The sequence below is a fragment of the Rheinheimera sp. F8 genome (assembly GCF_001518915.1).
Genome location: NZ_CP013656.1, coordinates 72610 through 98626 on the forward strand (window position 1 = coordinate 72610; position 26017 = coordinate 98626).

The following is a 26017-nucleotide window of genomic DNA, read 5'->3' on the forward strand; positions in this document are numbered from 1 at the left end:
CGCAGGCGGCAATCACGCTGGGTGATCACCGCCCGTTACACGCCCTGAAGTAGTTAAAATTGGTAACAACGCCCGCAGCATCAGCAACGGGCAGATTTATTTCATACGTCCAGAGTGAACATCACCCATTTGCTGAATCAGGCGTAATACAGTTTAATTGGTCAGGTTGTCGATTATTTCAGCAAGCGTTTTCAGCCGTCTCATGGAGTGCCACCTGATGAATGAACTGGATTTATTATTGTTGCTGTTACTGGCGCATGTGCTGGGCGATTTTTTTCTGCAACCGCTGAGCTGGGTGAAAGACCGGCTGCAATGGCACTTTAAATCGCCAAAATTACAGTTGCATGTCTCAGTGCATATGGGGCTGAGTCTTGCGGTGTTATTGGCCTGGCAATGGCGTTATGGCTGGAGTCACGACAGTCTGATGGCGGTCGCACTGGCATTGGCGATTGGCCTTAGCCATTATCTGATTGATGTCGCCAAGTCATACAGCAGCAATGGCCTGATGGCATTTTTACTCGATCAGCTGGCACATCTCGGGGTGCTGTTATTGCTCTGGTCTGCGTACACCGCTAATTGGCAATGGTGGCCACCGATGTTGCCACAGAACAGCTTAATCTTGCTGCTGGCTTATCTGCTGGTACTGACCCCCTCGTCCGTGCTGATCGGCCAATTGTTGCGGCGCTGGCGGCCAGATCTTCTCAGTGTGCCGGCACAAGGATTGCCCGCTGGTGGCCAATATATCGGTATGTTGGAACGTGTCCTGATCCTGACCTTTGTGTTGCTCGATCAATTTGCTGTTATTGGTTTTATTTTGGTCGGCAAAGCGCTATTCCGCTTTGCCGATCTGTCGCGGGCCCAAGATACGAAACTGACCGAGTACGTGTTGCTCGGCACTTTCTTCAGTATGGTGCTCAGTCTGCTGATTGGCCTGAGCCTGCGATTGGTTCTGTAGTCTGCTGGCTTTGGGCATGTTTGACCGCTGCCGCAAGTTGGACACGCTGCCATGACTCAGACCAGTCCTCCGCCAGCGCTGACACCAGCGCCATCATCAGTAACAAATCCCGTTGCAGCGCGCCTTGTTGCAGCAACTGCGGGATTTGTGCGGTTGCCGCTTCTTCCCCTTGCTGTACCAAAGTTTGCAGCAATTGCATCGTTAGTTCCTCAGCACTGGCCGGACGTGGCACCGGCACTACGCCAAGCGCAGTCACGGCCGCTTCGGCCAAAGCCCAGACCGACCATGGATTCTGCCCGGTGATCAAGCGGCCATCCAGCACCAGATTTGGCAGATAACGCGGCCCTGCACTAAATTGAGCACCTTGTTGCTGCAGTTTGCTTTGTAATAAGAAACCAAACCTTTGTTCCGCTTCGGGCATCAGTAACAATTCTTCTGCATTGGTAAAGGACGTCAGTTTTTTGCCGGCAAGCCAGGATTGTCCGCTCGCGAATTGCGGCTGGATCAGCGCCGCCGGACCATGGCAGACCGCCAGCAGCAGTTTGTCAGCGTCCAACATCGCCTGTACCAGTCGGGCAATGGCGGGATTGTCCGCAAAGTCATACATCGCGCCTTTGCCGCCGACAAAATAAACCGCCTGATACTGTGCCGGATCGACATCAGTCAGCCGCAGCGTGGCGCGCGCTTTGCCCATCGCTTCGGCATCATGCAAAAAGGCATAGTCATATTGGCCCATGTCATCACCATCCAGCACCCGCGGCGCATCACCACCTTGCGGACTGGCAATATCGACGGCAAAACCGTTTGCGCGCAGTACCCAATAAAACCGCGATAACTCAGTCAGTTCGTAACCGGTTTTTTTGACCTTGCCTTCGACCACAGCGGCCGGGTACAACGCCGTACTGCTGACCACCGCCAGCACCTTGCCACGGGTTGTAGCGGGCAGCTGCTGCAAATATGGCACCTGCGCGACAGTCGTTTGCTGTAGCAAAGTTTTATCCGCTTCACTATCAAACAGACTAAACAGCCAAACACCAGCCCCGGTTCCTGCCAACAACAGCAACGCCATTGCGCTGAGTATTTTCTTCCACATCGTGCACCTCCAGCATCAAGTGGCGCTACAGTGACAGTTCGAATGTGAAAAATTAGTCAAATTCCCGTCAGGAGCGCTCAGCAATGGACCTCAACCCAGCCAATGGCTATTCGGCGACACCGCTGCTGAAAAAACTCGGCATTAAACCAGGCCTGCAATTGTTACTGATTGATGCGCCAAAGGGCTATCTCGCGGCACTAACGAGCCAACAACTGCAGCTATATCAGGACGATGTGCTGCATTGTCAGAATGCTGCCAACCAGCAAACGGACTGGGTACAACTGTTTGTGCGGGACGCTGCGATATTGGCAAGTCAGCTCAGCCAGCTGCGCAACACGTTAAAACCGGACGCAGTGATCTGGGTCAGTTGGCCAAAAAAAGCCGCGCGCCAACCGACAAATATCAGCGAAGACACCATTCGCCAACTGGCATTGCCATTGGGGCTGGTTGATATCAAGGTTTGTGCCGTCGACTCAACCTGGTCCGGGTTAAAACTGATGCTGCGACGCGAACTGCGCTGACAATGACTTTGCATGTACAAGCATGAATTGCGCATATCTATCCGTAACTAAAACCGGGCAGACATTCATCCCGGCCACATAGGAGCCAATTTGGCGATTTTGCCGCATTCATCAGATTTTCACTGGAAAAAAACCAGATTTCAGGTATCTTGTGCAGGTTTTCCAACCCGGCTTAATGTCGGGCCCAAGTCGGATCAGCCGAAGCAAATTTCAAACCCATTTTGCCAGCCAAAACTGCATATCTGTGCAGTCAGGTGCCGCTCCTATTGTTGGAGTCCCTGCAGAGGAACCGCCCATGCGTTTTTATTTTCCTATTGTGATCATCGATGAAGATTTCCGCTCTGAAAACACCAGCGGATCCGGTATTCGCGAACTGGCCAGTGCCATCGAAGCGGCCGGCATGGATGTGGTTGGTTACACCAGCTATGGCGATTTAACGTCTTTCGCCCAGCAGCAAAGCCGTGCTGCCGGTTTTATTCTGTCGATCGACGATGAAGAGTTTGGCGGCGGCAGTGTCGAAGAAGCGCAATCGGTGCTGGCGCAACTGCGTAGTTTTGTCGAACAGATCCGCCACCGCAACCCGGATATTCCAATTTACCTGTACGGCGAAACCCGCACCGCCCGGCATATTCCAAACGACATTCTGCGCGAACTGCATGGTTTTATTCACATGCATGAAGACACGCCGGAATTCGTCGCACGCCATATTATCCGAGAAGCAAAAAGTTACCTTGATGGCCTGGCGCCACCGTTTTTCCGCGCGCTGACCCATTATGCCCAGGACGGCTCTTATTCCTGGCACTGCCCGGGGCACTCCGGCGGCGTGGCGTTTTTAAAATCACCGGTAGGCCGGATGTTTCACCAGTTCTTTGGTGAAAACATGCTGCGCGCAGACGTTTGTAATGCGGTAGATGAGCTTGGCCAATTATTGGACCACACTGGTCCGGTGGCGGCCTCTGAGCGCAACGCGGCACGGATTTTTAACTGCGACCATCTGTTTTTTGTCACCAACGGCACTTCCACGTCGAACAAAATCGTCTGGAACAGCACAGTGGCCCCGGGGGATATCGTTGTCGTTGACCGCAACTGTCACAAGTCGATTCTGCACGCCATCATGATGACAGGCGCAGTGCCGGTGTTCCTGATGCCGACGCGTAACCATTACGGCATCATCGGCCCTATTCCGCGCAGCGAATTTGAACCTGCGACCATTCGCCGCAAGATGGAAGCCAACCCCTTTATCCGCGAAATTCTGGCCAAAGATCCAGACGTCAAACCGCGTGTGCTGACCATTACACAAAGTACCTATGACGGTATTTTGTATAACGTCGAAGAAATTAAAACCCTGCTCGACGGCGAAATTGAAACGTTGCACTTTGACGAAGCCTGGTTGCCGCATGCCGCCTTCCACGACTTCTACGGCGATTACCACGCCATCGGTGAAGGCCGTCCACGTTGTGATACCTCGATGGTATTCGCGACCCAGTCCACCCATAAATTGCTGGCCGGTATTTCCCAGGCCTCGCAAATCCTGGTGCAGGACGCTAATCAGAATAAGCTCGATACGCACCTGTTTAACGAAGCGTACCTGATGCACACATCAACCAGCCCGCAGTACGCCATTATTGCGTCCTGTGACGTGGCCGCTGCGATGATGGAAGCGCCGGGTGGTACGGCGTTGGTGGAAGAATCGTTAGACGAAGCCTTGGAATTCCGCCGTGCCATGCGCAAAGTCGACCAGGAATATGGTGACGACTGGTGGTTCCGCGTTTGGGGCCCGGACGATTTAACCGACGAAGGCCTCGATGAACGTGCATCCTGGATGTTACACGCCGACGAAAACTGGCACGGCTTTGGCGATATCGCCGAAGGCTTTAACCTGCTTGATCCGATCAAAGCCACGATCCTGACACCTGGCTTAAACGTCGACGGTAACTTCTCCGACAGTGGTATTCCGGCAGCGATTGTGGCCAAATATCTGGCTGAACACGGTGTCGTCATTGAAAAGACCGGTTTGTACTCGTTTTTTATCATGTTCACCATCGGTATTACCAAAGGCCGCTGGAACACCATGGTCACCGCGCTGCAGCAGTTCAAAGATGATTACGACAAAAATGCGCCACTGTGGCGTGTATTACCGGAATTTATCGCCAAATTCCCGCAGTATGAGCGGATTGGTTTAAAAGATTTATGTGACCAGATCCACGAGATCTACAAAGCCAATAACATCGCCAAGCTGACCACTGAGATGTATCTGTCTGAGATGGTGCCGGCGATGAAACCGGCGGACGCTTTTGCCCGCATGGCACATAAACGCATTGAACGGGTACCGCTGGATGAACTGACCGGCCGTATTACTGCGGTAATGTTAACGCCATATCCACCAGGCATTCCGCTGTTAGTACCGGGCGAAGTCTTTAACGAGACCATCGTCAGCTACCTGAAATTCGCCCGCGAGTTTAACCACAAGTTCCCGGGCTTTGAGACCTATATCCATGGCCTCAGTACGATGCAACAAGATGGCAAACTGGTGTATTACGTCGACTGTGTCAAAGTCTGACCTGACTGTCCCATAACGACAAAACGCCGGCAAATGCCGGCGTTTTTTATGCAACTTTTGCTACTCGGGCTGTCCGGCCTGCACCACCTGACTGCCGCCGCGATGTTTAGCGCTATACATCGCGACATCGGCCCGCAGCAACAATTGCCTGCTGTCCGCACCGTGATCCGGAAACAATGCCACACCAATACTAGGGCTAATATCAAATTGCTGACCGGCCAGCGAAAATGGCAATGACAAGGCCTGGCGGACTTTTTCCGCCACTTTGACGGCTGTCTGAGGCTGGTCCAGCTGCTCGAGTAAAATCACAAACTCATCGCCGCCAAACCGGGCCACCGTATCAGTTTGCCGGACGGCCTGCACGATCCGCTGTGCGGTTTGTTGCAATAACAAATCGCCGATTTGATGGCCAAAGCTGTCATTAACCTGTTTAAACCGGTCCAGATCCAGATAGAGCAACGCCAGTGGTAACTCGTCACGCGACGCGCGTTGCAAAGCCGACTGCAAGCGGTCTAACAACAAAGTGCGGTTCGCGAGGCCAGTGAGACTGTCATACAATGCCAATTGCTGCAGACGTATCAGCATGGTTTTCCGTGAAATCGCCGCCGAGATCTGCGTTGTCACAAACCCCAGTAACTCCAGATCAGTGCTGCTGTATTGCAGATCGGCGCCCGGATGCACCATGATCATCCCGAGTAATGTGCCGGCATCCTGCATCGGCAATACCAACCAGCCCTGGTCAGCGCCACTGCTGATTTGTCCTGCGCTCTGCAGATTCAGTTCATAACAAAGACTGGCCGGGTCCGGTACGCACATCGCCTGCTGATCGCCGGGATAGCGCCACTCCTGTTGATAGCGGATCTCCCAGCCACTTTCGGACTGCGGCAGCGCAATGACAAAATGACGCACGGCCAGCAAGCCTGCGACAATAGTCGCAACCTGCTGATAAAGTTGTGCTAAATCATGACTTTGCTGCGCTGCTTCGGAAATTTCATAGACTGCGTGTTGCCGTGCCTGGGCCTGACGGATGGCGGTGATATCCCGCGCTACCGCGACCCTCAGCTGATCTGCTTCAGACCAACGGGCTGACCAGGACAAACAAACGGCCGAACCATTTTTATGCCTGTAGCGGTTGTCAAAATGAGTACCGGGCTGCCCTGCCATCACCCGTCCGGCCTGTTCGATGGTCATCGCACGATCAGCTGGCCAGACAAAATCCAGCATTGGCTGGCCGAGCAATTCTGCCGGACTATAACCGAGGATCCGGCTCACGCTTGCGCTGACATAAATAAAGCGGCCTTCAGCACTGACCACGCAAATCATATCCAGCAGCAAGTCGAGATAATTACCCAGTGCCTGATACGACACTGCCGAATTTGTCTGTTCAGATGCAGCGGGCAGTTTGCCCTTATTAGAATTTACGTTTGTAGTGCCGTTGCTCATTGGAATTGATCATTGGTCGTCGCCCTATTGTTGCTGATACTAACACAGCATTCAGTCCCTGACAGGACCGGTATATCGTAGTGTAAGCACGATTGAGCCTGAAACAGCGACTAAAACATTTCAGCCATCCAAACATCCATATTTCTCTTTTCAGCAGAACGCATTTCAGGTTAACTACTAACAGTTGCAATAAAATCCTGAGGATCTCATGTTTAAAGTAAATCAATATTTTGATGGCAAAGTGACGTCGATTGCCTTTGCCGGCGAAGAATTACCAGCCACTGTTGGCGTGATGGCACCCGGCGACTATGAATTTGGTACCAGTCAGCATGAAGTGCTGACGATTGTCAGTGGCGCGCTGACCGTGCTGCTGCCGGGTGAAAGTCAGTGGCAAACCTTTAGCCGTGGTCAATCATTCGCCGTGGCGGCCGGACAAAAATTTCAGCTGCAGGTCGCGACGGACACCGCTTATCTCTGCACTTACGCGGACTGATCCGTTTTTTTGGCTAAGTAAAATCCCGGTTTTGCCGGGATTTTGTTTTTCCGCGATCCGGCATCCACGGCGCTGCAGCCACGGTAGCGCCGGTGCTTCTGCTTTGCTGCTGTAACGTGCACAATACTGTATTAACTCTCTAATCTGTCTTAAGGACTTCGCATGCGCGGTATGCGCTCTACAGCCAAACAGCCTGAACCGAGCCGGCGACCTGAAGCCGCCAGCCTCAGCGAAACTATTCGTTATATGCGCCCGTACTTCGCCGCATTTCCGTGGCACGTTACCGGCGCTATTCTGGCCTTGATTGCCGCGAAGGCCGCGACGCTGGCACTGCCTTATGGCCTCAAACTGATTATCGATGCGCTGGATCCCAGCCTGAATTCGCTGGCGCTGCTGCCGCTGTGGTTGATCCTCGGTTACGGCTTATTGCGCTTTGGTTCGGTGCTATTTGGTGAAGTGCGCGATGCATTATTTGGCCGCGTCACCGAACATGCGATGCGGGCGCTTGGCCTGAAAGTCTTTATGCATTTACACCGGCTGGAGCTGGGTTTTCATCTGGATCGCCAGACCGGCGGCATCAGCCGCGATATCGAACGCGGCACCAACGGCTTGTCGTTTTTAATGCGTTTTTTAATGTTTAACATTGTGCCGACGGTGCTCGAAATCGTGCTGGTCGCGCTGATTTTCTGGAATCTGTTTTCGGTCTGGTATGCGGTGATCACAGCCGTCGCAGTAGCGGTGTATATCCTGTTTACCGTTAGGGTGACCGAGTGGCGCAACCAGTTTATCCGCGCCGCCAATCAGGCCGATTCCAGCACCAATACCCAGGCGGTCGACAGTCTGCTGAACTATGAAACGGTGAAGTACTTTAATAACGAGCAATATGAAGCCAGCCGCTATGACGAGTCGCTGGCGGCCTGGGAAAAAGCCCGGCTACAAAACCGTATGTCATTATTTTTCCTAAACTCTGGTCAGGCCCTGATCATCGCACTGGCGATGACCCTGATGATGTTATTAGCCGCGCAGGGCGTTGCGGGCAAACAGCTGACACTCGGTGATCTGGCAATGGTCAACGCTTATATGCTGCAGCTGTTTATGCCGCTGAATTTTCTGGGATTTGTTTACCGGGAAATCCGCCGCGCCTTAACAGATCTTGAAAACATGCTGGGGCTGCTGAAACGGGCGCCGGTGATTGCCGATGAACCTGATGCGACCGCCCTGCAACTGCAACAGGCGCGGGTCGAATTCCGTGATGTCGCCTTTGCTTATCAGCCGGAGCGACCGATCCTGAACGGGTTGAATTTTACGATTGAATCCGGGCAACGGGTGGCCATTGTTGGTAGCTCCGGCGCCGGCAAAAGCACACTGGCACGGCTGTTATACCGTTTTTACGATTTGCAGAGCGGGCAAATCCTGTTGGATGGCGCGGATATTCGCAGCGTCACGCTCGACAGCCTGCGCCGCAACATCGCCATAGTGCCGCAGGATACCGTGTTGTTTAACCAGAGTATCCGCGCCAATATCGCTTATGGCCGGCCTGATGCCACGGACGCCGACATCGATGCGGTGATTGATGCCGCTCACCTGCGGGACTTTATCAATCAGCTGCCACAAGGCGATGCCACGCTGGTTGGTGAACGCGGTCTGAAAGTCTCCGGCGGGGAAAAACAGCGGATCGCTATCGCCCGGGCGCTGCTGAAACGTAGCCCTTTGCTGATATTCGATGAAGCCACTTCAGCGCTGGACAGTCACAGTGAACAGGCCGTGATGGCGGCGATCCGGGCGGCTTCGCGTGAGCATACTGCATTGGTCATCGCGCACCGCTTATCGACTGTAGTGGACTGCGACCGCATTCTGGTGCTGGAACAAGGCCAACTGGTGGAAAGCGGCAGCCATGCAGAACTGCTGGCGCAACAAGGCCGATACGCGGCTTTGTGGGCACTGCAGCAACATGAAGAAGATGTCACCGAAGATTAAGCTACCGGCGCTTTATGTTAACTTAGATTAAGCGCAGTAAAGCTCGGTAAAATCAGAAACTTAAGTCGCAAAATCTGCTCCTATTGGCGCGTTTAAACCCAGGTTTTCCTGTCAATAGAGAGCAGTTATGTCGACATTACGTATTCTGGCGCTGGCCATCAGCAGCTTTACACTGACCGCTTGTGGCGGCAGTTCAGACAGCAGTAGTTCTGATACTTACCCTGATTCTTACATCCAGTTTTATAACGGCTCTGCCAATAGCGCCAACACCACTTTGCAGCTGATTGAAGCGGATGATGATGAAATCGCCATCGGCTCGGCCACTTTTGCCGACGTCACCAGTCTGGTGACGATGGAAGGTGGCAGCTATGGTCTGGAATTAAACTGGACACCGGCCAGTGGCGAAACCGCCACAGTGCGCACTGACAAAGTGACACTCGCGGACGGTGAAAAAACCTTTTTAGCTATGCTTGGTGATTTCAACAGCCCGGAATTGCTGACCTTTAAATTCAGCCGGGACGACACCTTAGACGATAAGTTTAAAGTCGCAATGCTGGATCTGGTCAATAACAGCAACAGCTACGATTTATACATTTCTGAAGATGATAAGGCATTTTCTGATGCCAAGCTGGTGAATACTGCCAGCTACAAAGGCCTGACACAGTTCCAGACCTATGACACCGGCAGCTACATTTTTTATGTCACCAAAGGCGGCGACAAAACGGTGCTGTTTAAATCAGACGCAGTGACGCTGAGTTATGAAACCGAATATCTGTTGGTGCTGCGCAGTGCAACTGGTCCATCGGCCGGCAATAAACTGGCGCTGGACCTGGTTGGCAATACAACATCAGTGACTACACTGGAAGATATCACCAGCAACGCCCAATTTCGCATCTATAACTCGATGAACAACACAGGCACCGGCAGTGTGTTCCTCGGTGATCTGACCGCAACACCAGCCATTGCCAAACTGCCGATCGACACGTTAAGTGCTTACACTGAAGTCGCTGCCGGCGATTATCGCGTCAGTCTGACCGATGACAAAGGCGCACTGGTGATGCGTAACGGTCTGATGACATTAAGCCAGGGTGCCGTCAAATCGGTGGTGTTTTATCAGGATGCCGCGGAGAAAGCCGCCGCGATCACGGTAACAGATTCAAAAACGCCACAGGTTTACGACTTTGTATTTAATGCCGTCAATACCATCCCGGATTATGACCAGGTCAGTCTGTACTTTGTCAAACCGGGCTATACCATGGAAAATACCGCCTACTACATCACCACCCTGAACTATGCCTCACAGACCAGCGTGACCTTGCCAGCCGGCGAATATACGATGTACGTGGTGCATAAAGACAATAACAACAACAAGATCCTGCTGGCGCAAACGGAGCTGACCAAACTGGTCAGCGGCAGCAACTATTTGTTGGTGGCGGAAAAAGAACAAAACAGCTTAAGTGGTTTTAAACTGACTCTGGCGAAATAATGCACTGAAATAATGCATCACTGCAAACGGCACCTTGGGGTGCCGTTTTTTTATTGCGGACCCCGCTATGCAGCTTAGATGCTAACTTCGGTCAAAGCTGTGCGGGTCTCAGATTAATCTTGATTGAGTTTCGACGCACATCCCAGTAGGCTTGCCGCATTTGTTTCTAAACATTTCAAACAGGCAGATAAAACATGATGACGTGGTTATTGCTGGGCCTCGGCCTGGTTTTGTTAGTGGCAGGCGCAGATACGCTGGTCAAAGGTGCCGCGCGGCTGGCAGGTGCTTTTGGTATCCCGAGTCTGGTGATAGGCCTGACAGTCGTTGCATTTGGCACCAGTGCACCGGAACTGGCGGTCAGTGTCAAAGCTGCTTACGCCGGTCAGGCCGAATTGGCGATTGCCAACGTGGTTGGCAGTAATATTTTTAACGTATTGTTTATCCTTGGCGTATCTGCCGTCATTGTGCCTTTGGTCATTTCAAAGCAACTGATCCGTCAGGATGTGCCAATTATGGTTGCAGCGTCTTTTCTCTGTGTCTGGATGGTACAAGATGGCCAACTGAGTCGTTTCGAAGCCGCCGTACTTTTTGCCGGTTTAATTTCCTACACGGTGTTTTTATTTCGTCAGGGCAAACAACAAGGTGCCGATGGCGGCGATGATGAAGTTGAAGCGTTATTAAAAGAGCCACATCCGATGTGGCAAAACGTGCTGTTTGTCGTTGGCGGTCTGGCGCTATTGGTTTTGGGCGCCCGGTTATTGGTCGACAGTGCCGTTGCACTGGCCACAGCCTGGGGGGTCAACGAGGCCGTGATTGGTCTGACGATTGTCGCCGCCGGAACCTCGTTGCCAGAAGTAGTCACCTCGATTGTCGCGACCATCCGCGGTGAACGTGATATTGCTGTCGGCAACGTGGTTGGCAGTAATATTTTTAATATCCTCTGTGTGCTGGGTCTGTCAGGTCTGGTCTCACCGGTGCCATTACTGGCCGGCGCTCAGATGGCTGCACTGGATATTCCGGTGATGTTGGCCGTGGCCCTGTTATGCGTACCATTCTTCTTCGCTGGCGCCATCCTGAACCGCATTGAAGGCGCATTGTTCCTGGCTGCGTACGTCGCCTACACCTGGTATCTGGTAGCACTGACGCTGAAGCTGGATTATCTGCCACAGCTGCAGGATTACATCGTCTACGGCTTAATTCCGGTGATCGGTGTCTATGTGGTGCTGTCACTACTCAACGATTTCCGCCAGCGCCGTAAACAGGTCGCCAGCTAATCTCCCTGGCCAATGCTTAAACAAAAACGCCGCACACAGTTGCGGCGTTTTAATTGGCAGTCACACAGATCCCCGACATCAGTTGTTGCAGCATAGTGACTATTCAGCTTATTTATCAGAACTAGCTGAAATTGGCCTTTTGCCCGCCCCCGCTTTCGATATAATATCCGTCTGTATGGCTAAACGTAAAAGAGCAGTCTGATGTCTACACCAAGTACTTTATCGACAATCACTCAAGATGAAATGAAAAAACGCGCCGCCTGGGCCGCACTGGAATTTGTGCCACGCCACAGCATTGTCGGTGTTGGTACCGGTTCCACGGTCAATCATTTTATCGACGCTTTAGCCAGCATCAAAGATCAGATCAAAGGCGCAGTATCCAGCTCAGTTGCCAGCACTGAAAAAATGCAGGCGCTTGGCATTGCAGTGTTCGACCTCAATGACATCGACAGCTTCAGTGTGTATGTCGATGGCGCAGATGAAATCAATCCTAGCCGTCAGATGATTAAAGGCGGCGGTGCTGCCTTAACCCGGGAAAAAATTGTGGCTGCTGTCGCAGAGCAGTTTGTCTGTATTGTTGATGCCAGCAAAGAAGTTGCGGTGCTGGGTAAATTCCCATTACCGGTGGAAGTCATCCCGATGGCGCGCAATTATGTGGCGCGCGAGCTGCAAAAACTCGGCGGCCGGCCCGTCTGGCGTGAAGCTGTGGTGACCGACAACGGCAATATCATTTTGGATGTGCACGATTTACACATCACAGATGCGTTGACGCTGGAGCAACAGATCAATCAAATCACCGGCGTGGTCTGTAACGGCCTGTTTGCTGCGCGCGCTGCAGATATCGTGCTGGTGGGTGGCCCTGATGGCACCCGCGTGATCAAATAACCGAACACTGATAACAATAAATAAAACAACCAAAGCCCTAGCCAGAATTTTGCAACATTAAGAGAAATGAAGATGGAAAAGTACTCGTTACCCAAAGACAAGATCAAAATCCTGTTGCTGGAAGGCTTACACCAAAGTGCTGTGCAGACCTTTAAAAATCAGGGTTACAGCAATATTGAATACTTAAAAACCTCATTAGATGAAGCGGAGCTGATTGAAAAAATCCGCGACGTGCATTTTATCGGTATCCGTTCCCGTACTCAGCTGACGGACAAAGTCCTGGCTGAGGCGCAAAAACTGGCGGCGATTGGTTGTTTCTGTATCGGCACGAATCAGGTTGATTTAGACGCCGCCCTGCGCCGCGCCATTCCGGTGTTTAACGCACCATTCTCCAATACCCGTTCTGTGGCAGAACTGGTGCTGGGTGAAATCATCATGTTGCTGCGCGGTATTCCACAGCGTAACGCTGCTGCCCATCGTGGCGAATGGCAGAAAACCGCCAATCAGTCGTTTGAAGCGCGCGGTAAAACGCTCGGCATCATCGGCTACGGCCATATTGGTACTCAGCTGTCGATCATGGCGGAAAATATCGGCATGCGCGTGCAGTTTTATGATATTGAAGACAAGCTGGTGTTGGGCAATGCTACTCAGGTCGACTTCTCTACCCTGTTGAAAACTTCAGACATCGTCACTTTGCATGTGCCGGAAACGCCGCAGACCAAAAATATGATTGGCGAAGCAGAATTTGATCTGATGAAAGCCGGTTCGATCCTGATCAACGCCTCGCGTGGTACTGTGGTTGATATCGATGCGCTAGCGGCAGCACTTGCCAGCAAAAAATTGGCCGGCGCCGCCATCGACGTGTTTCCGGTGGAACCTACCGGCAACGACGAAGAATTCGTTTCGCCACTGCGTGCCTTTGACAACGTGATCCTGACGCCGCATATCGGCGGTTCTACGCAGGAAGCGCAAGAAAACATCGGTTATGAAGTGGCCGGTAAACTGGTGAAATACTCGGACAATGGTTCGACCTTGTCTGCGGTCAATTTCCCGGAAGTGTCGCTGCCGGAGCACAAAGGCCGCTCACGCCTGCTGCACATCCACAAAAACCAACCGGGTATGCTGACCAAAATCAACGAAGCTTTTGCCCGTCACGGCATCAACATTTCAGGTCAGTATCTGCAAACCAACGCCGAAATCGGTTATGTGGTCATTGATATTGACAGCGATGATCAGGAACAGGCTTTAAACGAACTGAAAGCCATTCCGGGCACGTTAAAAGCGCGGGTATTGCACTGATACTGTCGACATTTATCGGTGCAATTCGCAAACTCATTGCACCTTACACTTACTCTGGCAAGTGTAAGGTGCATGGGCACAGCGACACCCAGCCATTTCAAGCTGCCAACTCAATCCAAGCTTGTAGGGTGGATCGAGCGTAGCGACACCCACCACAAAGCATCATGCAACAACTGTTTGCAGTTACGGCTGACTATCGCGAAGCGCAACCAGTGCATCCCAATCCAGACTTAAACTCGACAGCGCCAGCTGATAGTGTTCCGCCGCGCTTTTTGCCTGCGCCGATGGGCTATTCAGACTGACCACCACCCGCAAAGCCTGCTGCGCCAGTACACAAATCCGGCCAATCTGTTTGCTGCCTTTTTTAAGGCCTGGCCCCTGCCAGTCCTGACAATAGAAGTCCCGCGCCGGAATTTGCCTCGTACCCAGCGTTTGCGCCGGTAACTTGAGCACAAAACGTCGGCCGGATTTGACGCCTGGGACCGCCAGCAATCCATCGATAAACTCATCGCGCATCGTTTCAGCAGGCACATCACGCCATTCATCGTCGACGTGAAAAGTCAGATTCAGCAGCACCTGCTGCGGATTTTTAAAGTTGATGCTCAGCACAGAATCGGTCGGCTGCGGCAGATAACTATCCGGCAGTAGCCAATGATAAGCATCAGTCGCAGCGCCGCTGGCAGTGCTCAGCAACATCAGACTACAAGCCAGCAACACCGCACGCATCAGAACGAATACACCAATGTCGCCGAAGTTTCAGTATCGGTCTTCTGGCGGAATTGCCCCGGATTTGAATCGTATTTAACAGTGAAATTCAGCCGCATTGACAGCCGGCCATTGACCTGTGACGTCAGACTGGAACGGCTTTGCCAGCTGGAGTTTTTGCCGTCGAGCGAGACCGACCATTCCAGCGCCTGGCGAAAACTGTTGCTTGCGGTTAAGTGGTAGTCGAGATTGGCCGCGACCCACCAAATCATCCCGCTGCTGGTGTTTTTGTCGCTGGTTTGCTGATAAGCGATACCCGGACCAGTTTCCAAATCAAGATAATCATCACCATCCTGATAAGCCCGCATCGCATAACCAGCCGCCAGCGAGCCCTGCTCTTCAAAGGCACCAAAACGGTCGTTTAAATAAGATGCCCGGCCGAAGATACTGTGTTCACTCTGGTAAAACTTATAGTTACTTTGCGCGACCAGATTGACCCGCTGTGCCGTGGTGTACCGGGTTTTATCACCAGTCGCTTCGTCAAACTGGCTATTGCGCTGGATCAGCGTCTGGATCAGGTATTTATTCCGGAAGTCGGTTAATTCGTGCATCAGCTCAGCATTGGTGCGAATCGCCGTCGATTGGGTATTACCGCTGCTTAGCACCAAACCCAGTTCAACATCACCGCCCCAGACTTTATCGGGATCTATCGCCTGAACTTTGTCACCACCCAGCGCCGAATCCGTCGAAAAGGCATTTTCTTTTAACTGCTGATAGGTCTGGCCGGAGCGCAGTTTTTCCTGCGGCAGTGCGGCTTGTCCAAGCGGGATGGCTTGCACATTGTTTTCCAGCTCTGCAGCATTGCTGTGAGCCGGTGTCAGATACAAACTACCAGTCAAAATTACCAACGATAAAAACTTCTTCACAACACACTCTTTAAAAAAAACAGCGGCAGCTTTGCTGCCAGAAAAATAGCAAAGCCAGTCACTGACTGGCTTTAGCCTGACTTGATTTAACCAGCGTTCGGATGCTTAAGCAGCTTCACCACGCTCGGCGATAAAGGCCAGTGCCAGGTCGATGCGCGCCAGACAACGGGCTTTGCCAATCAGCGTCAGCGTGACATCCAGCGACGGCGAATTGCCGCCACCTGTCACCGCCACGCGCAGTGGCATGCCGACTTTGCCCATGCCTAAACCTAAGCTTTCTGCTGCGCCGTTGATGGCAGCGTGCACCGCTTCTGCCGTCCATTCAGTCAACGCAGCCAGCTGAGTTTGCACGGCTTTTAACGGCTCAGCGGCGACTGGGCGCAGGTGCTTTTTCGCGGCGTTTTCTTCAAAAGCGCTGAAGTCTTCATAGAAATAACGGCTGACTTCGATCATCTCTTTTAATGTTTTCACCCGCTCACCCTGCACCGCAATCAACTGCTCCAGGCTAGGGCCCTGTGTGATATCGAGCTTTTGGTCTTCGACATGCCATTGCAGGTGTTTGGCCACATGCGTCACTGGCGAAGTGCGGATATAGTGTTGGTTTAACCACAACAGTTTTTCGGTGTTAAACGCTGAAGGTGCACGGTTACAGGCTGATAAATCAAACAGTTCAACCAGTTCTTCCCGGCTGAAAATCTCCTGATCACCATGTGACCAGCCAAGGCGTACCAGATAGTTCAGCAACGCTTCCGGCAGGAATCCATTGTCGCGGTATTGCATCACGCCGACAGCGCCATGGCGCTTAGACAGACGTTTACCATCATCGCCGAGGATCATCGGCACATGGGCATATTTTGGTAATGTGGCGCCTAAAGCGGCCAGAATATTCATTTGACGTGGCGTGTTATTGACATGGTCGTCGCCGCGAATGACATGAGTGACGCCCATTTTCCAGTCGTCGACGACCACGGTCAGGTTATAAGTAGGGGTACCGTCACTGCGTGCGATCACCAGATCATCGAGTTCAGCGTTAGCAACTTCGATGCGGCCTTTGATCATGTCATCAATGACTACCACACCATCCAGTGGGTTTTTGAAACGGATGCAATAAGGTTTGTCGGCCGGATGATCGGTGCGCTCCCGCCACATGCCGTTATATTTTGGTTTTTCACCAGCGGCCATTTGTGCTTCACGCATCGCATCGACTTCTTCCGGCGTGCAGAAACACTTATACGCTTTGCCTTCGGCCAGCAGCTGCGCGACCACTTCTTTATACAGATCAAAACGTTTAGTCTGATAATACGGACCTTCATCCCAATCCAGTTCCAGCCAGTTCATCCCATCCATAATGGCGTCAACAGAGGCCTGCGTGGAACGTTCCAAATCAGTATCTTCAATCCGCAGGATAAACTTACCGCCGGTTTTTTTGGCGTATAACCAGCTGTATAACGCAGTACGGGCACCGCCGACATGCAGGTAACCGGTAGGACTTGGGGCGAAACGGGTCACAGTAGACATAAGGCTTCCAGAAGGTCTGTCGAAAAATGGGCGCTATTGTAGCAATGTGGCAGTGTTTTGTCTGCCATTCTGCCGTCTGTTTGGACTATCCACCGCAGCCGCAGCACAACGGTGATTTTGCCGGCGGCTTCTGTTCAAGCGGCCAGCACAGCACATAAAAACGACTACTTTTGCAGCATCCGGCTGTAATATCACAAAATATTATTGACACAAAAAGCCCGGTCCCTATAATGACCGCCGAACGTTAGGACGGATGCTTAGCTCAGCTGGGAGAGCATCGCCCTTACAAGGCGAGGGTCACTGGTTCGATCCCAGTAGCATCCACCATAACGTCGTCGTGTGATATTCCCGGGATGCTTAGCTCAGCTGGGAGAGCATCGCCCTTACAAGGCGAGGGTCACTGGTTCGATCCCAGTAGCATCCACCATATCTGCGACAGTATTTCCCCAGGATGCTTAGCTCAGCTGGGAGAGCATCGCCCTTACAAGGCGAGGGTCACTGGTTCGATCCCAGTAGCATCCACCAATTCTTGTTTGATATTCCCAGGATGCTTAGCTCAGCTGGGAGAGCATCGCCCTTACAAGGCGAGGGTCACTGGTTCGATCCCAGTAGCATCCACCATCTCTTCGATTAAATCACGTCATAATTATCAGAACTTTTTTGCGATGCTGCGCATCACCCGCTCCTCATCACCACACGAGGGTCACTGGTTCGATCCCAGTAGCATCCACCATATCTTCGATTAAATTACGTCATCATTATCAGAACTTTTTTGCGATGCTTCGCATCACCCGCTCTTTTTTTCAAATGCTTCTGGCAACACCACGCATCCCGACACTGAACCGTTGATCCATAAAAAAGCCCGGTAGCGGGACAAACTACCGGGCAAAAGCACCACATCTGAAACTTATTTCGGCGTAAAACGCACTTCGATATTCTGATAATACAATGTGGTTTTGCCTTCAAAACCGGAATCGGTGCCGACGAATAACCAGACTGAACCGTCGGCATTCGTCGTGATGTCCAGCGTCTTCTCGGCGTTTTTTAATGTCTTGGTTTTGTAGACTGAGCCATCACATTTAACATCTGCCACAGCAATATCCCCCTGCACTTTGGCCTGAGTCCCGTCTTGCGACTGGTCGCCTTTGGGTACATTTAATGTGAAGCCATCTTGTTTGGGTTCTTTGTCGGCATAACCGAATTTCAGCCAGACCGCTTCGCCCGGCGCGCCGCCAATCCCCATACAACCCGCCCCTGCATTGCTGAGAAAGGTCACTTTTAACTGTGCTTTGTATTTACTGGAAGGCGATAAACCGCTGATTTTCCGCTTGATAAACATAAACAAATCGTCACTGCGGTTATGACCACTGAGCATAAAACCACTACCCTGAAAGCCAGTTGGCAGGTTACGCAGACCACTGGCGAGTTCATATGTTGCCGCATCATTGCTTGGATAATCGCTGAAACCGGCAGTCCAGTTTTGGGCGCCATACTGGAAGTTGTAACTGACGACGTCGCCATCAGCACCAAGTTTAAATTCATTGTCGCAGCCGGTCAGCGCCAGCAATGAACAGACAGATAACGGGATCAAACGGCGCAGGTACATCAGGGTTCTCCATCGATTAGCAATGGCGTTCAGCCTAAAGAATACCGGGTGCACCAGCTGTAACCTTCTGTAAACACTCTGTAAAAGCTCAGCCCAAAGCTGTGATTTGTATTGTTGCGATTTCAGCGCCTGCTATAGTAGGCAGATTGCAGTAGCTGACTGACAGGCATTGATGGAACAGGCATTTAGCCGGGATATCCGTATCCTGGTGATCGATGAACAGGCGTTAGCGCAGAATTATCTGAAATTTGCGCTGGAAAAACTCGGCTATAGCAGTGTACAACTGACTGACCGCGCCAGCTGGGCATTGCAATTGTGCCAGCAACAGCAATTCGATTTGATCATCCTGTCGTTTAATCTGCAGCAAGGTAAAGATGGTTTTCAATTGTACGAAGAACTGAAAACCCGCCAGCTGCAAAGCCACAATACTGGTTTTATTTTTATCAGCGCCGAGACCGATCCGTCACTGGTACATTCGGTGATTGAACTGCAACCAGACGAATTTTTGGCCAAACCTTATACCATCGGCGACTTGCAACAACGCATTGAACGGGTACTGAAGCGCAAACAGGAACTGCGGCCTTTGCATCAGTATCTGGATGCGAACCGACCGGAAAAAGCGCTGCAGGAACTGGATCAGTTGTTAGCCAATGCGCCTTCGCCAAAACTGGTGCCTACCCTGCTAAAACTCAAAGGTGATTTATTGCTGCAATCTGGCCGGGCGGCCGATGCGGTCAAGTTCTATCAGTCGGTGCAGGCCGTACAGCCGTTTAGCTGGGCCCAAATCGGCTTAGTCCGTGCTTTGTTTGCTTGTGAAGATTTTGACGCCGTCGGCATGATGCTGGAACGGATGTCGACAAAACGCGATACCAAGCTGGTCGCGCTGGAATATCAGTCCGAGCTGGAGTTTCGCAACAAAAGTTTTGATCAGGCGCAACAGCATCTGGAGCAAGCGGTGGACCTGGCGCCCCGTAATTTGTTCCGCCAGCAAAAACTACAACAGTTGTCCCGCCTAAACCACGATTATGAACGCCAATACAAATCGGCCCGTGATCTGCTGAAGTTTGCCCGTCATTCGATGTATGAACAACCGGATCTGTACCTGAATCTGGCGCGGGCCTGCATCGACTATGCGGTATCGATGGATGAAGATGGTGAAACTAACAAACTCAGTAAACAGGCCACAGAAGCACTGAATCAGCTACGTAACGCCTTTCCCCAATCTGATACGCATGAACAGCAAACCGTGTTGCAGGCGCGGTTGCATTATCTGCGGGCACAAAAAGACAAAGCGCTGAAAATTCTCGAAACGATGGACGAAGTGCCGTTGCAGATCACTGCGCTGGAAGATGCGCTGGACAGAGCCAAAGCCTTACATGAAGTCGGCCTGACCCAGGCATCCAAACGCTGGTTTGAAAAAATCGGCGAATTCTGCCAACAACAGCCGACAGATCCGTATTTGCAGACCTATTTGCTGCAGGAACAACAGGAACGGGCTGAGCTGACGACGGCGCCGCGTGAACTGAACAACATCGCGGTTATGCATTATCAGCATGGCAACTGGCAGGCTGCATTAAGCGCCTTCGAACATGCTTTTCGTTTGTTACCGCGTAACGCCGGCATCGCGCTGAACTTATTACAAAGTATGCTGACGGCGCCAACCGGCGCGGTAGATCCGGTCAAACGCAGCCGGCTGCAACAAGCCTGTTTACGGGCGATTGAACTGGGTAAACTGAATCCGGAACAACAACGCCGTTTTGACCAGCTGAAACAAAAACAACTGGCCAGCTGAGCCTGCACCAATGTGGTTACTTTTTATCTTCCGGCCATTCAGTGAAAATCAGCCGCAATTGTTTACTGCGCAGCAAATACAACAAGCTTATTCCTAACGCCGCCACAATCAGCAATAATCCTGGCGCATTCAGCGCTACATAAGGCGGTAAATGACTGATAGTCCAATATAAGTCTATAGCAACCACCGCAAGCAACAACCAGCGTCCGTAACGCCACAGTGCAAACCAGAATTTTTTCGCCCGGCCCCGTCGTTGCTTTTTATCATAAGGCACGCGCTGACTGACTGCAGCCAGCACCAGCAACGCCGGTATCGCGATCAGCACAGCACGAATAAAATCATCCGCCAGCGGATAGAAGAAGCTCAGCACGGCTTTGCGTTCAGCTTCCGGCATTACCAGCGTCACCAGCCAGCACAGATAAGGCCGCAACAGCAGTAACAACACTGCATAAAACCTGAGCGGCACCCGATGTAAGCCATCCTGATCCAATAATGGCAGGTCCGGATAATGCTTCATCCGGCCAGACCATGCTCAGCGAACAAGTCCAGCATCTGTTGTTCAGTCCAGACCGCAACGCCCAGCTCTTCCGCTTTGGCCAGCTTAGAACCGGCATTATCGCCGGCGATCACGGCACTGGTTTTTGCCGAGACTGAGCCAGCGACTTTCGCCCCTAATTGCTGCAATTTTTCTTTGGCCTCATCACGGCCCATCGCAATTAAAGTGCCGGTCAGCACCAGCGTCTGCCCTGCCAGCGGCTGCGCCGTTTGCGCTTTTTCGGCAATATCCGGCCATTGCACGCCAACGGCAATCAAACCATCAATCACCGCCTGATTGTGTGGCTCGGCCAGGAAATGCAGGATCTGTCCGGCAACGACGGACCCGACATCTGCTACTTCCAGTAACTGCTCCAGCGATGCTGCACGCAAAGTGTCCAGACTACGAAAATGCTGCGCCAGATTCAGTGCTGTCGCCTCGCCGACTTCGCGAATGCCAAGCGCATAAATAAATCGTGGCAGTGTGCTTTGTTTCGAGTGTTCAATCGCTGCCAGCAATTTCATGGCCGACTTTTCGCCCATCCGCTCCAGTCCGACCAGCGCGGGCATATCCAAGCGGTAAATATCCACCGGGCTTTGCACCAGCTGTTCGTCGACTAACTGCTCGATCAGCTTGTCGCCTAACCCTTCAATATCCATCGCTTTGCGTGCAACAAAATGCTTCAGCGCTTCTTTACGCTGCGCACCGCAAAATAAACCACCGGTGCAACGCGTCACTGCTTCGCCTTCCACCCGTTCTGTAGTGCTGCCACAGACCGGGCACTCTGTCGGAAACACAATGTCGCGCGCATCCTGCGGCCGTTCCGCCAGCACCACAGCGACGACCTGTGGGATCACATCCCCGGCGCGGCGAATAATGACGCTGTCGCCAATTTTGATGCCGAGCCGGTTGATCTCATCCTGATTGTGCAAAGTGGCATTCGATACGGTGACACCACCAACACTGACCGGCTCCAGTCGCGCCACCGGCGTGACCGAACCGGTGCGACCAACCTGAAACTCAACATCGAGTAAGCGGGTGGTTTTTTCCTGCGCCGGGAATTTAAAGGCAATGGCCCAACGCGGCGCCCGCGACACAAAACCAAGGTTTTGTTGTTGCAGCAAATCGTCGACTTTAAGCACCACACCGTCAATTTCATAGGCAAGAGCGGCGCGTCGTTGCAGGATATCAGCATGGTACGCAAGTGCAGCGGCAGCCCCCTTTACCAGCCGGATCTCCGGGCAAACCGGCAAGCCCCAGCTTTTTAATTGCTGAAGCCTCGCATAATGGCTATTGCCGTTGAGCAGTGTCGCAGGATCGGTCACAGCCCCCACCGCATAGGCATAAAAACTCAGCGGGCGACTGGCGGTAATGCGCGGGTCGAGCTGGCGTAAACTGCCAGCGGCCGCATTACGCGGATTGGCAAAAACTTTGTCACCGGCCAGCCGGGCTTTGTCATTCATTTTTTCAAAACCAGCCAGCGGCATAAAGACTTCACCCCGCACTTCCAGCACCGGCGGATAGTCGCCCTGTAACTTCAGCGGAATTGCCCGGATGGTTTTGATATTGCCGGTAATGTCTTCGCCGGTATAACCGTCTCCGCGGGTGGCTGCCTGCACCAATAACCCGTCTTCATAACGGATACTGACGGCCAGACCATCGAGTTTGGGTTCAGCACAAAAACTGAATTCAATCTGCTGATCAAGGCGGTCGGCCATCCGTTGATAAAACGCCTGAAAATCAGCGGCTTCAAAGGCATTATCCAACGACAACATCGCAATTTGATGGCTGACCTGACCAAATTTATCTAATGGCGCAGCCCCAACGCGCTGCGTCGGCGAATCTGCCGTGATCAGTGCCGGATGCTGTTGTTCCAGCGCCTGCAACTCACGATACAACGCGTCGTAATCCGCATCCGGAATGCTGGGATTATCGAGTACATAATATTGATAACTATGCTGGTTCAGCGTGTGACGCAGCGCATCAATGCGGGTTTGCAGATCGGACATCGGGTCTGGCTCTGTGGTCAATCAGTGATGGGCTATAGCATGGGGATTTGTCTGGTTGCTTGCAAGTAGCCGAAGCCTGTTCGACTGATTTGTCAGCATTTTTGTATCGGGAAAACGCTGGCGACAACAGAGTCAGCGCCAGCTTATCTGGCCGAACATAAAAACTACTAAGGTATTTGCCAGTTGACTGTGACCCCACTAAAGCTGCTGTATGCGCGCACACCGACTATCCAGTTACCGGCTTGTGGATTGGCAATATTACAACTTTCCGTATTGCCGGTTTTATACGGCCGGCACTGATAGCTGCTGGTGGTCGGGTTGGCACCGAAACGTAAATAAAGGTCTGCATCACCGCTACCGCCGCTCATACTGACATTCAGCTGAGTTTTACCCGCCGGTACCACAATGGTTTTATACACCCAGTTACCGGTGTTGGCGGCAAGATTGGGGAAACTACCGCTGGTGCCACCCGGCACTGTGCTGCCGGCATTACCAAGCTCCAACACAAACGACAAGCCAAGCCGGGCGAATTTCAGCGCATGCATGGCCGTTGGATCAGAATTGGCCAGCGTATCGTTGGCAGTGTGGATTTTTTTGTTGCTGCCGGCAAAGCGTGCTTCAAACGGCATCGACGCGGCAAAGCCGGCATTGTGCCAGGAGGCATGATCAGAACAGCCGTAACCACAGACATCGGTACTGTGGCGCAGCGTCGGCTGGTAAGTGCTGATCAGTTTTTGCAGATAGCCATTCAGATTAGCGTTGGTGTAGTCAGTCATCAGTACAATATCTTCGGCCGAGCCTTTAAAATTTGTCATATCCAGTTGCATCGCCGCAATAATGTTCTGTGCTGAACTGGCGGCTGCGGTTGCAATGTCTTTACTACCGCGCAATCCCACTTCTTCAGCGGCATAACCATAAAAACGGATGGTGCGCTTGGGTCTGAGCCCGGCACTGCTCAGCACACGGATGATCTCTGTCAGCGTGGCGATGCCGGATGCATCATCATCGGCCCCGGGGGCACGGGTAGTTTCGCTGGTGCCACCACTGACAATCGAGTCCAGGTGACCACCGAGCACGACAATTTCATCCGGCTTTTCACTGCCGGTGATTTCCAGCAGCACCGAACGCTGCGGATAACCACTGTGGCTGACCCGGCTGACTTTCATCCATGACTTGCCATTGGCCAGACTTTGCCACTGACTGGCGATCCAATCCGCCGACTGGGTGCCACTGCTGGTGGTGTAATAGCGGTTAGTATATTGGCTTAAGTCACTGATAAATTGCGCGATACCGGCCTGATTCAGCTGCGGCAGATGCGAGTTGACCAAGGTGCCCTGCGACAATGGCGGCGCAGTAAAGCTGGCCGCCAGCAACGGTTGTGTCAGCGCTGTTACCGCCTGCTCCAGGCTGTCATAAGCAATGTAACCGCCGCAGCGATGTTGCTCGTCGTGGATATAGGCTGACAATTTCACTAAATCGGCATCATCCACCTGTATCAGTACAGGCTGCTGATGACCAGCCTGCAACACAGACAAGGCCGGTGTGATGGGCTGATGTTGCAGCACTTCGACTGCAGGCAAGGCCTGTAATACCTTAGGTTCAATACTGATCCAGACCGGCTCGGCCTGCACTGTAAAACAAAAAAGCGCGCTGGACAGCGCGCCATAAATCGGCATTTTTTTCATTTCATGTTCCTGATTTTTTATTTATACCTGTGGTTGCAGCCGCATATCAGCAGCTGCGCAACAACCATGGACGGCAGGAACAGATCTGCCGGATATCAAAGTGACATTTTATTGATATTTGTCTGACAAGGCCGGGGATGGTCTATGGTCGGCCAAACAAAATGAGCGCTATGGAAGGCGCGAATCACCGACAAACTCTGGGTACCACGTACCTGCATTTGCCATTCGCAGTGCGAATGGCGTTCATCAGGCGAAACGCCAACAGTTTGGCGTTTCTAAATCCCTGCTTCACTGTACCGTCCATCCCTGGACATAAAAAAATTGCCTGGAGCAATTTTTAACAACGCAAAGCGTTGGCCTGCAAGGTGAGCGCCATGGATGGCGCGAATAAAAAAACCGGCGCGAGGCCGGTTTTTTGGGGATTTACTCACTGAACGTCAGTTGCGGATCAGCTGCTGACGCTGGAATTCGCGGATCTTCTCCACATAATGCCGGGTGGTTTGCACCGTCAGCACACTGCGGGTGTTATCCAGCACCTGACCACCAAATTCATCCGACAGTTTGCGGGCTGCACTGTGCATCAGGTTAAAACTCTGCAGCGCTTCACCAGGTCCTGGCAACGTCATAAACAAACTTAAGCCACGGGTTTGCAGTTTATCCATCTCTTCCAGATCAAAAGTGCCCGGATTAAACATGTTGGCAAGGCTGAACAAGATGCCACCAGAGCCGGCGCTGTCCTGATGACGATGGAAAATATTCATCTCACCGTATTTAAAGCCCAGCGTCAGCAGGCTTGGCAACAACATGGCGCCGTTGATTTCCTGACCTTCCGGCAGTAACACATACAGGATCAACACTTCACTTGGGCCTTGGTCGGCAACCTCAGTGTCGTGACTGACGTCAACATCATCGTCAGCACTGAATGACAACGACGGTTCGTCATGGACTTCTGCCGTTTTTTCTCGCTCTTCACGGAATTTTTTTGCCGGCTCACGCAGGCGGTCACTGCGTGGTGCCACGCTCGGTGCCGGTTTTGGCTGCGGTTTCTCGCCGGGGGCCAGTTTGCGTTTTTTCCCGACACCGTATTCATCAAAGCCTTCAGGCGCACCTGAGGATTTGTCTTCCGGCATATAGCGGCTTTGGGCCTGCTGCGACGCCTTGCGCGCTGACCACCAGCCATGCAACGCCAGACCAGCCATTGCCAACACACCTAATACAATTAACGCATAACGAAATTCTTCAGCCATTGTTTTTT

The 26017-nt window shown here is 52.3% G+C and carries 20 protein-coding genes and 4 tRNA genes; 14 read left to right on the forward strand and 10 right to left on the reverse strand.

Going from position 1 to position 26017, the window contains the following annotated elements; all coding sequences use genetic code 11:
- Positions 1-217 precede the first annotated feature (217 nt).
- Positions 218-955, forward strand: coding sequence for a DUF3307 domain-containing protein (locus ATY27_RS00335; protein ID WP_208932174.1), 738 nt, complete (start codon positions 218-220; stop codon positions 953-955).
- Here ATY27_RS00335 and ATY27_RS00340 read toward each other — a convergent pair.
- Entirely contained in the window at positions 915-2048 is a 1134-nt protein-coding gene (locus ATY27_RS00340) for a type 1 glutamine amidotransferase domain-containing protein (RefSeq protein ID WP_208932175.1), read from the reverse strand. The genes ATY27_RS00335 and ATY27_RS00340 overlap by 41 nt on opposite strands.
- A gap of 83 nt (positions 2049-2131) precedes the next feature.
- Here ATY27_RS00340 and ATY27_RS00345 point away from each other — a divergent pair, with 83 nt between their 5' ends.
- Positions 2132-2569: a DUF3052 family protein gene (locus ATY27_RS00345; protein ID WP_208932176.1), complete on the forward strand. Its 438-nt coding sequence runs from the start codon at positions 2132-2134 to the stop codon at positions 2567-2569.
- A gap of 295 nt (positions 2570-2864) precedes the next feature.
- Positions 2865-5129 carry an arginine/lysine/ornithine decarboxylase gene (locus ATY27_RS00350; protein WP_208932177.1) on the forward strand — a complete coding sequence of 755 codons (2265 nt, stop codon included), beginning with the start codon at positions 2865-2867 and terminating at the stop codon, positions 5127-5129.
- A 60-nt stretch (positions 5130-5189) separates the two neighbouring features.
- On the opposite strand, the gene ATY27_RS00355 is transcribed toward ATY27_RS00350, so the two are convergent.
- Positions 5190-6572, reverse strand: coding sequence for a diguanylate cyclase (locus tag ATY27_RS00355; RefSeq protein WP_208932178.1), 1383 nt, complete (start codon positions 6570-6572; stop codon positions 5190-5192).
- A 208-nt stretch (positions 6573-6780) separates the two neighbouring features.
- Here ATY27_RS00355 and ATY27_RS00360 point away from each other — a divergent pair, with 208 nt between their 5' ends.
- The 6 genes from ATY27_RS00360 (at position 6781) to serA (ending at position 13986) form a co-directional block, all read left to right on the forward strand.
- Positions 6781-7065 carry a pyrimidine/purine nucleoside phosphorylase gene (locus ATY27_RS00360; RefSeq protein ID WP_208932179.1) on the forward strand — a complete coding sequence of 95 codons (285 nt, stop codon included), beginning with the start codon at positions 6781-6783 and terminating at the stop codon, positions 7063-7065.
- Positions 7066-7227: 162 nt separating this feature from the next.
- Positions 7228-9042, forward strand: coding sequence for an ABC transporter ATP-binding protein/permease (locus ATY27_RS00365; protein WP_208932180.1), 1815 nt, complete (start codon positions 7228-7230; stop codon positions 9040-9042).
- A gap of 127 nt (positions 9043-9169) precedes the next feature.
- Positions 9170-10528, forward strand: coding sequence for a hypothetical protein (locus tag ATY27_RS00370; protein ID WP_208932181.1), 1359 nt, complete (start codon positions 9170-9172; stop codon positions 10526-10528).
- A gap of 194 nt (positions 10529-10722) precedes the next feature.
- Positions 10723-11802: a calcium/sodium antiporter gene (locus tag ATY27_RS00375; RefSeq protein WP_244151373.1), complete on the forward strand. Its 1080-nt coding sequence runs from the start codon at positions 10723-10725 to the stop codon at positions 11800-11802.
- A 228-nt stretch (positions 11803-12030) separates the two neighbouring features.
- Complete coding sequence (rpiA, locus tag ATY27_RS00380; protein ID WP_208933368.1) at positions 12031-12687, forward strand: ribose-5-phosphate isomerase RpiA; 657 nt, start codon at positions 12031-12033, stop codon at positions 12685-12687.
- Positions 12688-12759: 72 nt separating this feature from the next.
- Positions 12760-13986 (forward strand): phosphoglycerate dehydrogenase, encoded by a 1227-nt coding sequence (gene serA / locus ATY27_RS00385; protein ID WP_208932182.1) that lies wholly within the window; start codon positions 12760-12762, stop codon positions 13984-13986.
- A 183-nt stretch (positions 13987-14169) separates the two neighbouring features.
- On the opposite strand, the gene ATY27_RS00390 is transcribed toward serA, so the two are convergent.
- The 3 genes from ATY27_RS00390 to gltX all read right to left on the reverse strand — a co-directional run bounded on the left by ATY27_RS00390 (position 14170) and on the right by gltX (position 17135).
- Positions 14170-14712 carry a hypothetical protein gene (locus ATY27_RS00390; protein WP_208932183.1) on the reverse strand — a complete coding sequence of 181 codons (543 nt, stop codon included), beginning with the start codon at positions 14710-14712 and terminating at the stop codon, positions 14170-14172.
- Positions 14712-15617: a DUF481 domain-containing protein gene (locus ATY27_RS00395; RefSeq protein WP_208932184.1), complete on the reverse strand. Its 906-nt coding sequence runs from the start codon at positions 15615-15617 to the stop codon at positions 14712-14714. Before ATY27_RS00395 ends, ATY27_RS00390 begins: the two co-directional genes overlap by 1 nt.
- Before the next feature lie 105 nt (positions 15618-15722).
- Positions 15723-17135, reverse strand: coding sequence for a glutamate--tRNA ligase (gltX, locus tag ATY27_RS00400; protein WP_208932185.1), 1413 nt, complete (start codon positions 17133-17135; stop codon positions 15723-15725).
- Positions 17136-17386: 251 nt separating this feature from the next.
- On the opposite strand from gltX, the gene ATY27_RS00405 reads away from it, so the two are divergent.
- From ATY27_RS00405 to ATY27_RS00420, 4 genes are all read left to right on the forward strand, one after another.
- Positions 17387-17462 (forward strand) — tRNA-Val (locus tag ATY27_RS00405).
- 24 nt (positions 17463-17486) lie between these two features.
- A tRNA-Val gene (locus tag ATY27_RS00410) sits at positions 17487-17562 on the forward strand.
- A gap of 22 nt (positions 17563-17584) precedes the next feature.
- Positions 17585-17660: transfer RNA gene (locus ATY27_RS00415), tRNA-Val, on the forward strand.
- A 20-nt stretch (positions 17661-17680) separates the two neighbouring features.
- Positions 17681-17756, forward strand: a tRNA-Val gene (locus tag ATY27_RS00420).
- A gap of 286 nt (positions 17757-18042) precedes the next feature.
- On the opposite strand, the gene ATY27_RS00425 is transcribed toward ATY27_RS00420, so the two are convergent.
- Entirely contained in the window at positions 18043-18741 is a 699-nt protein-coding gene (locus tag ATY27_RS00425; RefSeq protein ID WP_208932186.1) for a hypothetical protein, read from the reverse strand.
- 172 nt (positions 18742-18913) lie between these two features.
- On the opposite strand from ATY27_RS00425, the gene ATY27_RS00430 reads away from it, so the two are divergent.
- Positions 18914-20533, forward strand: coding sequence for a response regulator (locus ATY27_RS00430; protein ID WP_208932187.1), 1620 nt, complete (start codon positions 18914-18916; stop codon positions 20531-20533).
- Positions 20534-20549: 16 nt separating this feature from the next.
- On the opposite strand, the gene ATY27_RS00435 is transcribed toward ATY27_RS00430, so the two are convergent.
- From ATY27_RS00435 to zipA, 4 genes are all read right to left on the reverse strand, one after another.
- Complete coding sequence (locus ATY27_RS00435) at positions 20550-21050, reverse strand: DUF2919 family protein (protein ID WP_208932188.1); 501 nt, start codon at positions 21048-21050, stop codon at positions 20550-20552.
- On the reverse strand, positions 21047-23077 hold the full coding sequence (gene ligA, locus ATY27_RS00440; protein WP_208932189.1) for an NAD-dependent DNA ligase LigA: 2031 nt from the start codon (positions 23075-23077) through the stop codon (positions 21047-21049). The genes ATY27_RS00435 and ligA overlap by 4 nt, the downstream gene beginning before the upstream one ends.
- A 167-nt stretch (positions 23078-23244) precedes the next feature.
- Positions 23245-24762: a M20/M25/M40 family metallo-hydrolase gene (locus tag ATY27_RS19820; RefSeq protein ID WP_244151374.1), complete on the reverse strand. Its 1518-nt coding sequence runs from the start codon at positions 24760-24762 to the stop codon at positions 23245-23247.
- A gap of 437 nt (positions 24763-25199) precedes the next feature.
- On the reverse strand, positions 25200-26009 hold the full coding sequence (gene zipA, locus ATY27_RS00450) for a cell division protein ZipA (RefSeq protein WP_208932190.1): 810 nt from the start codon (positions 26007-26009) through the stop codon (positions 25200-25202).
- Between the last annotated feature and the right edge of the window lie 8 nt (positions 26010-26017).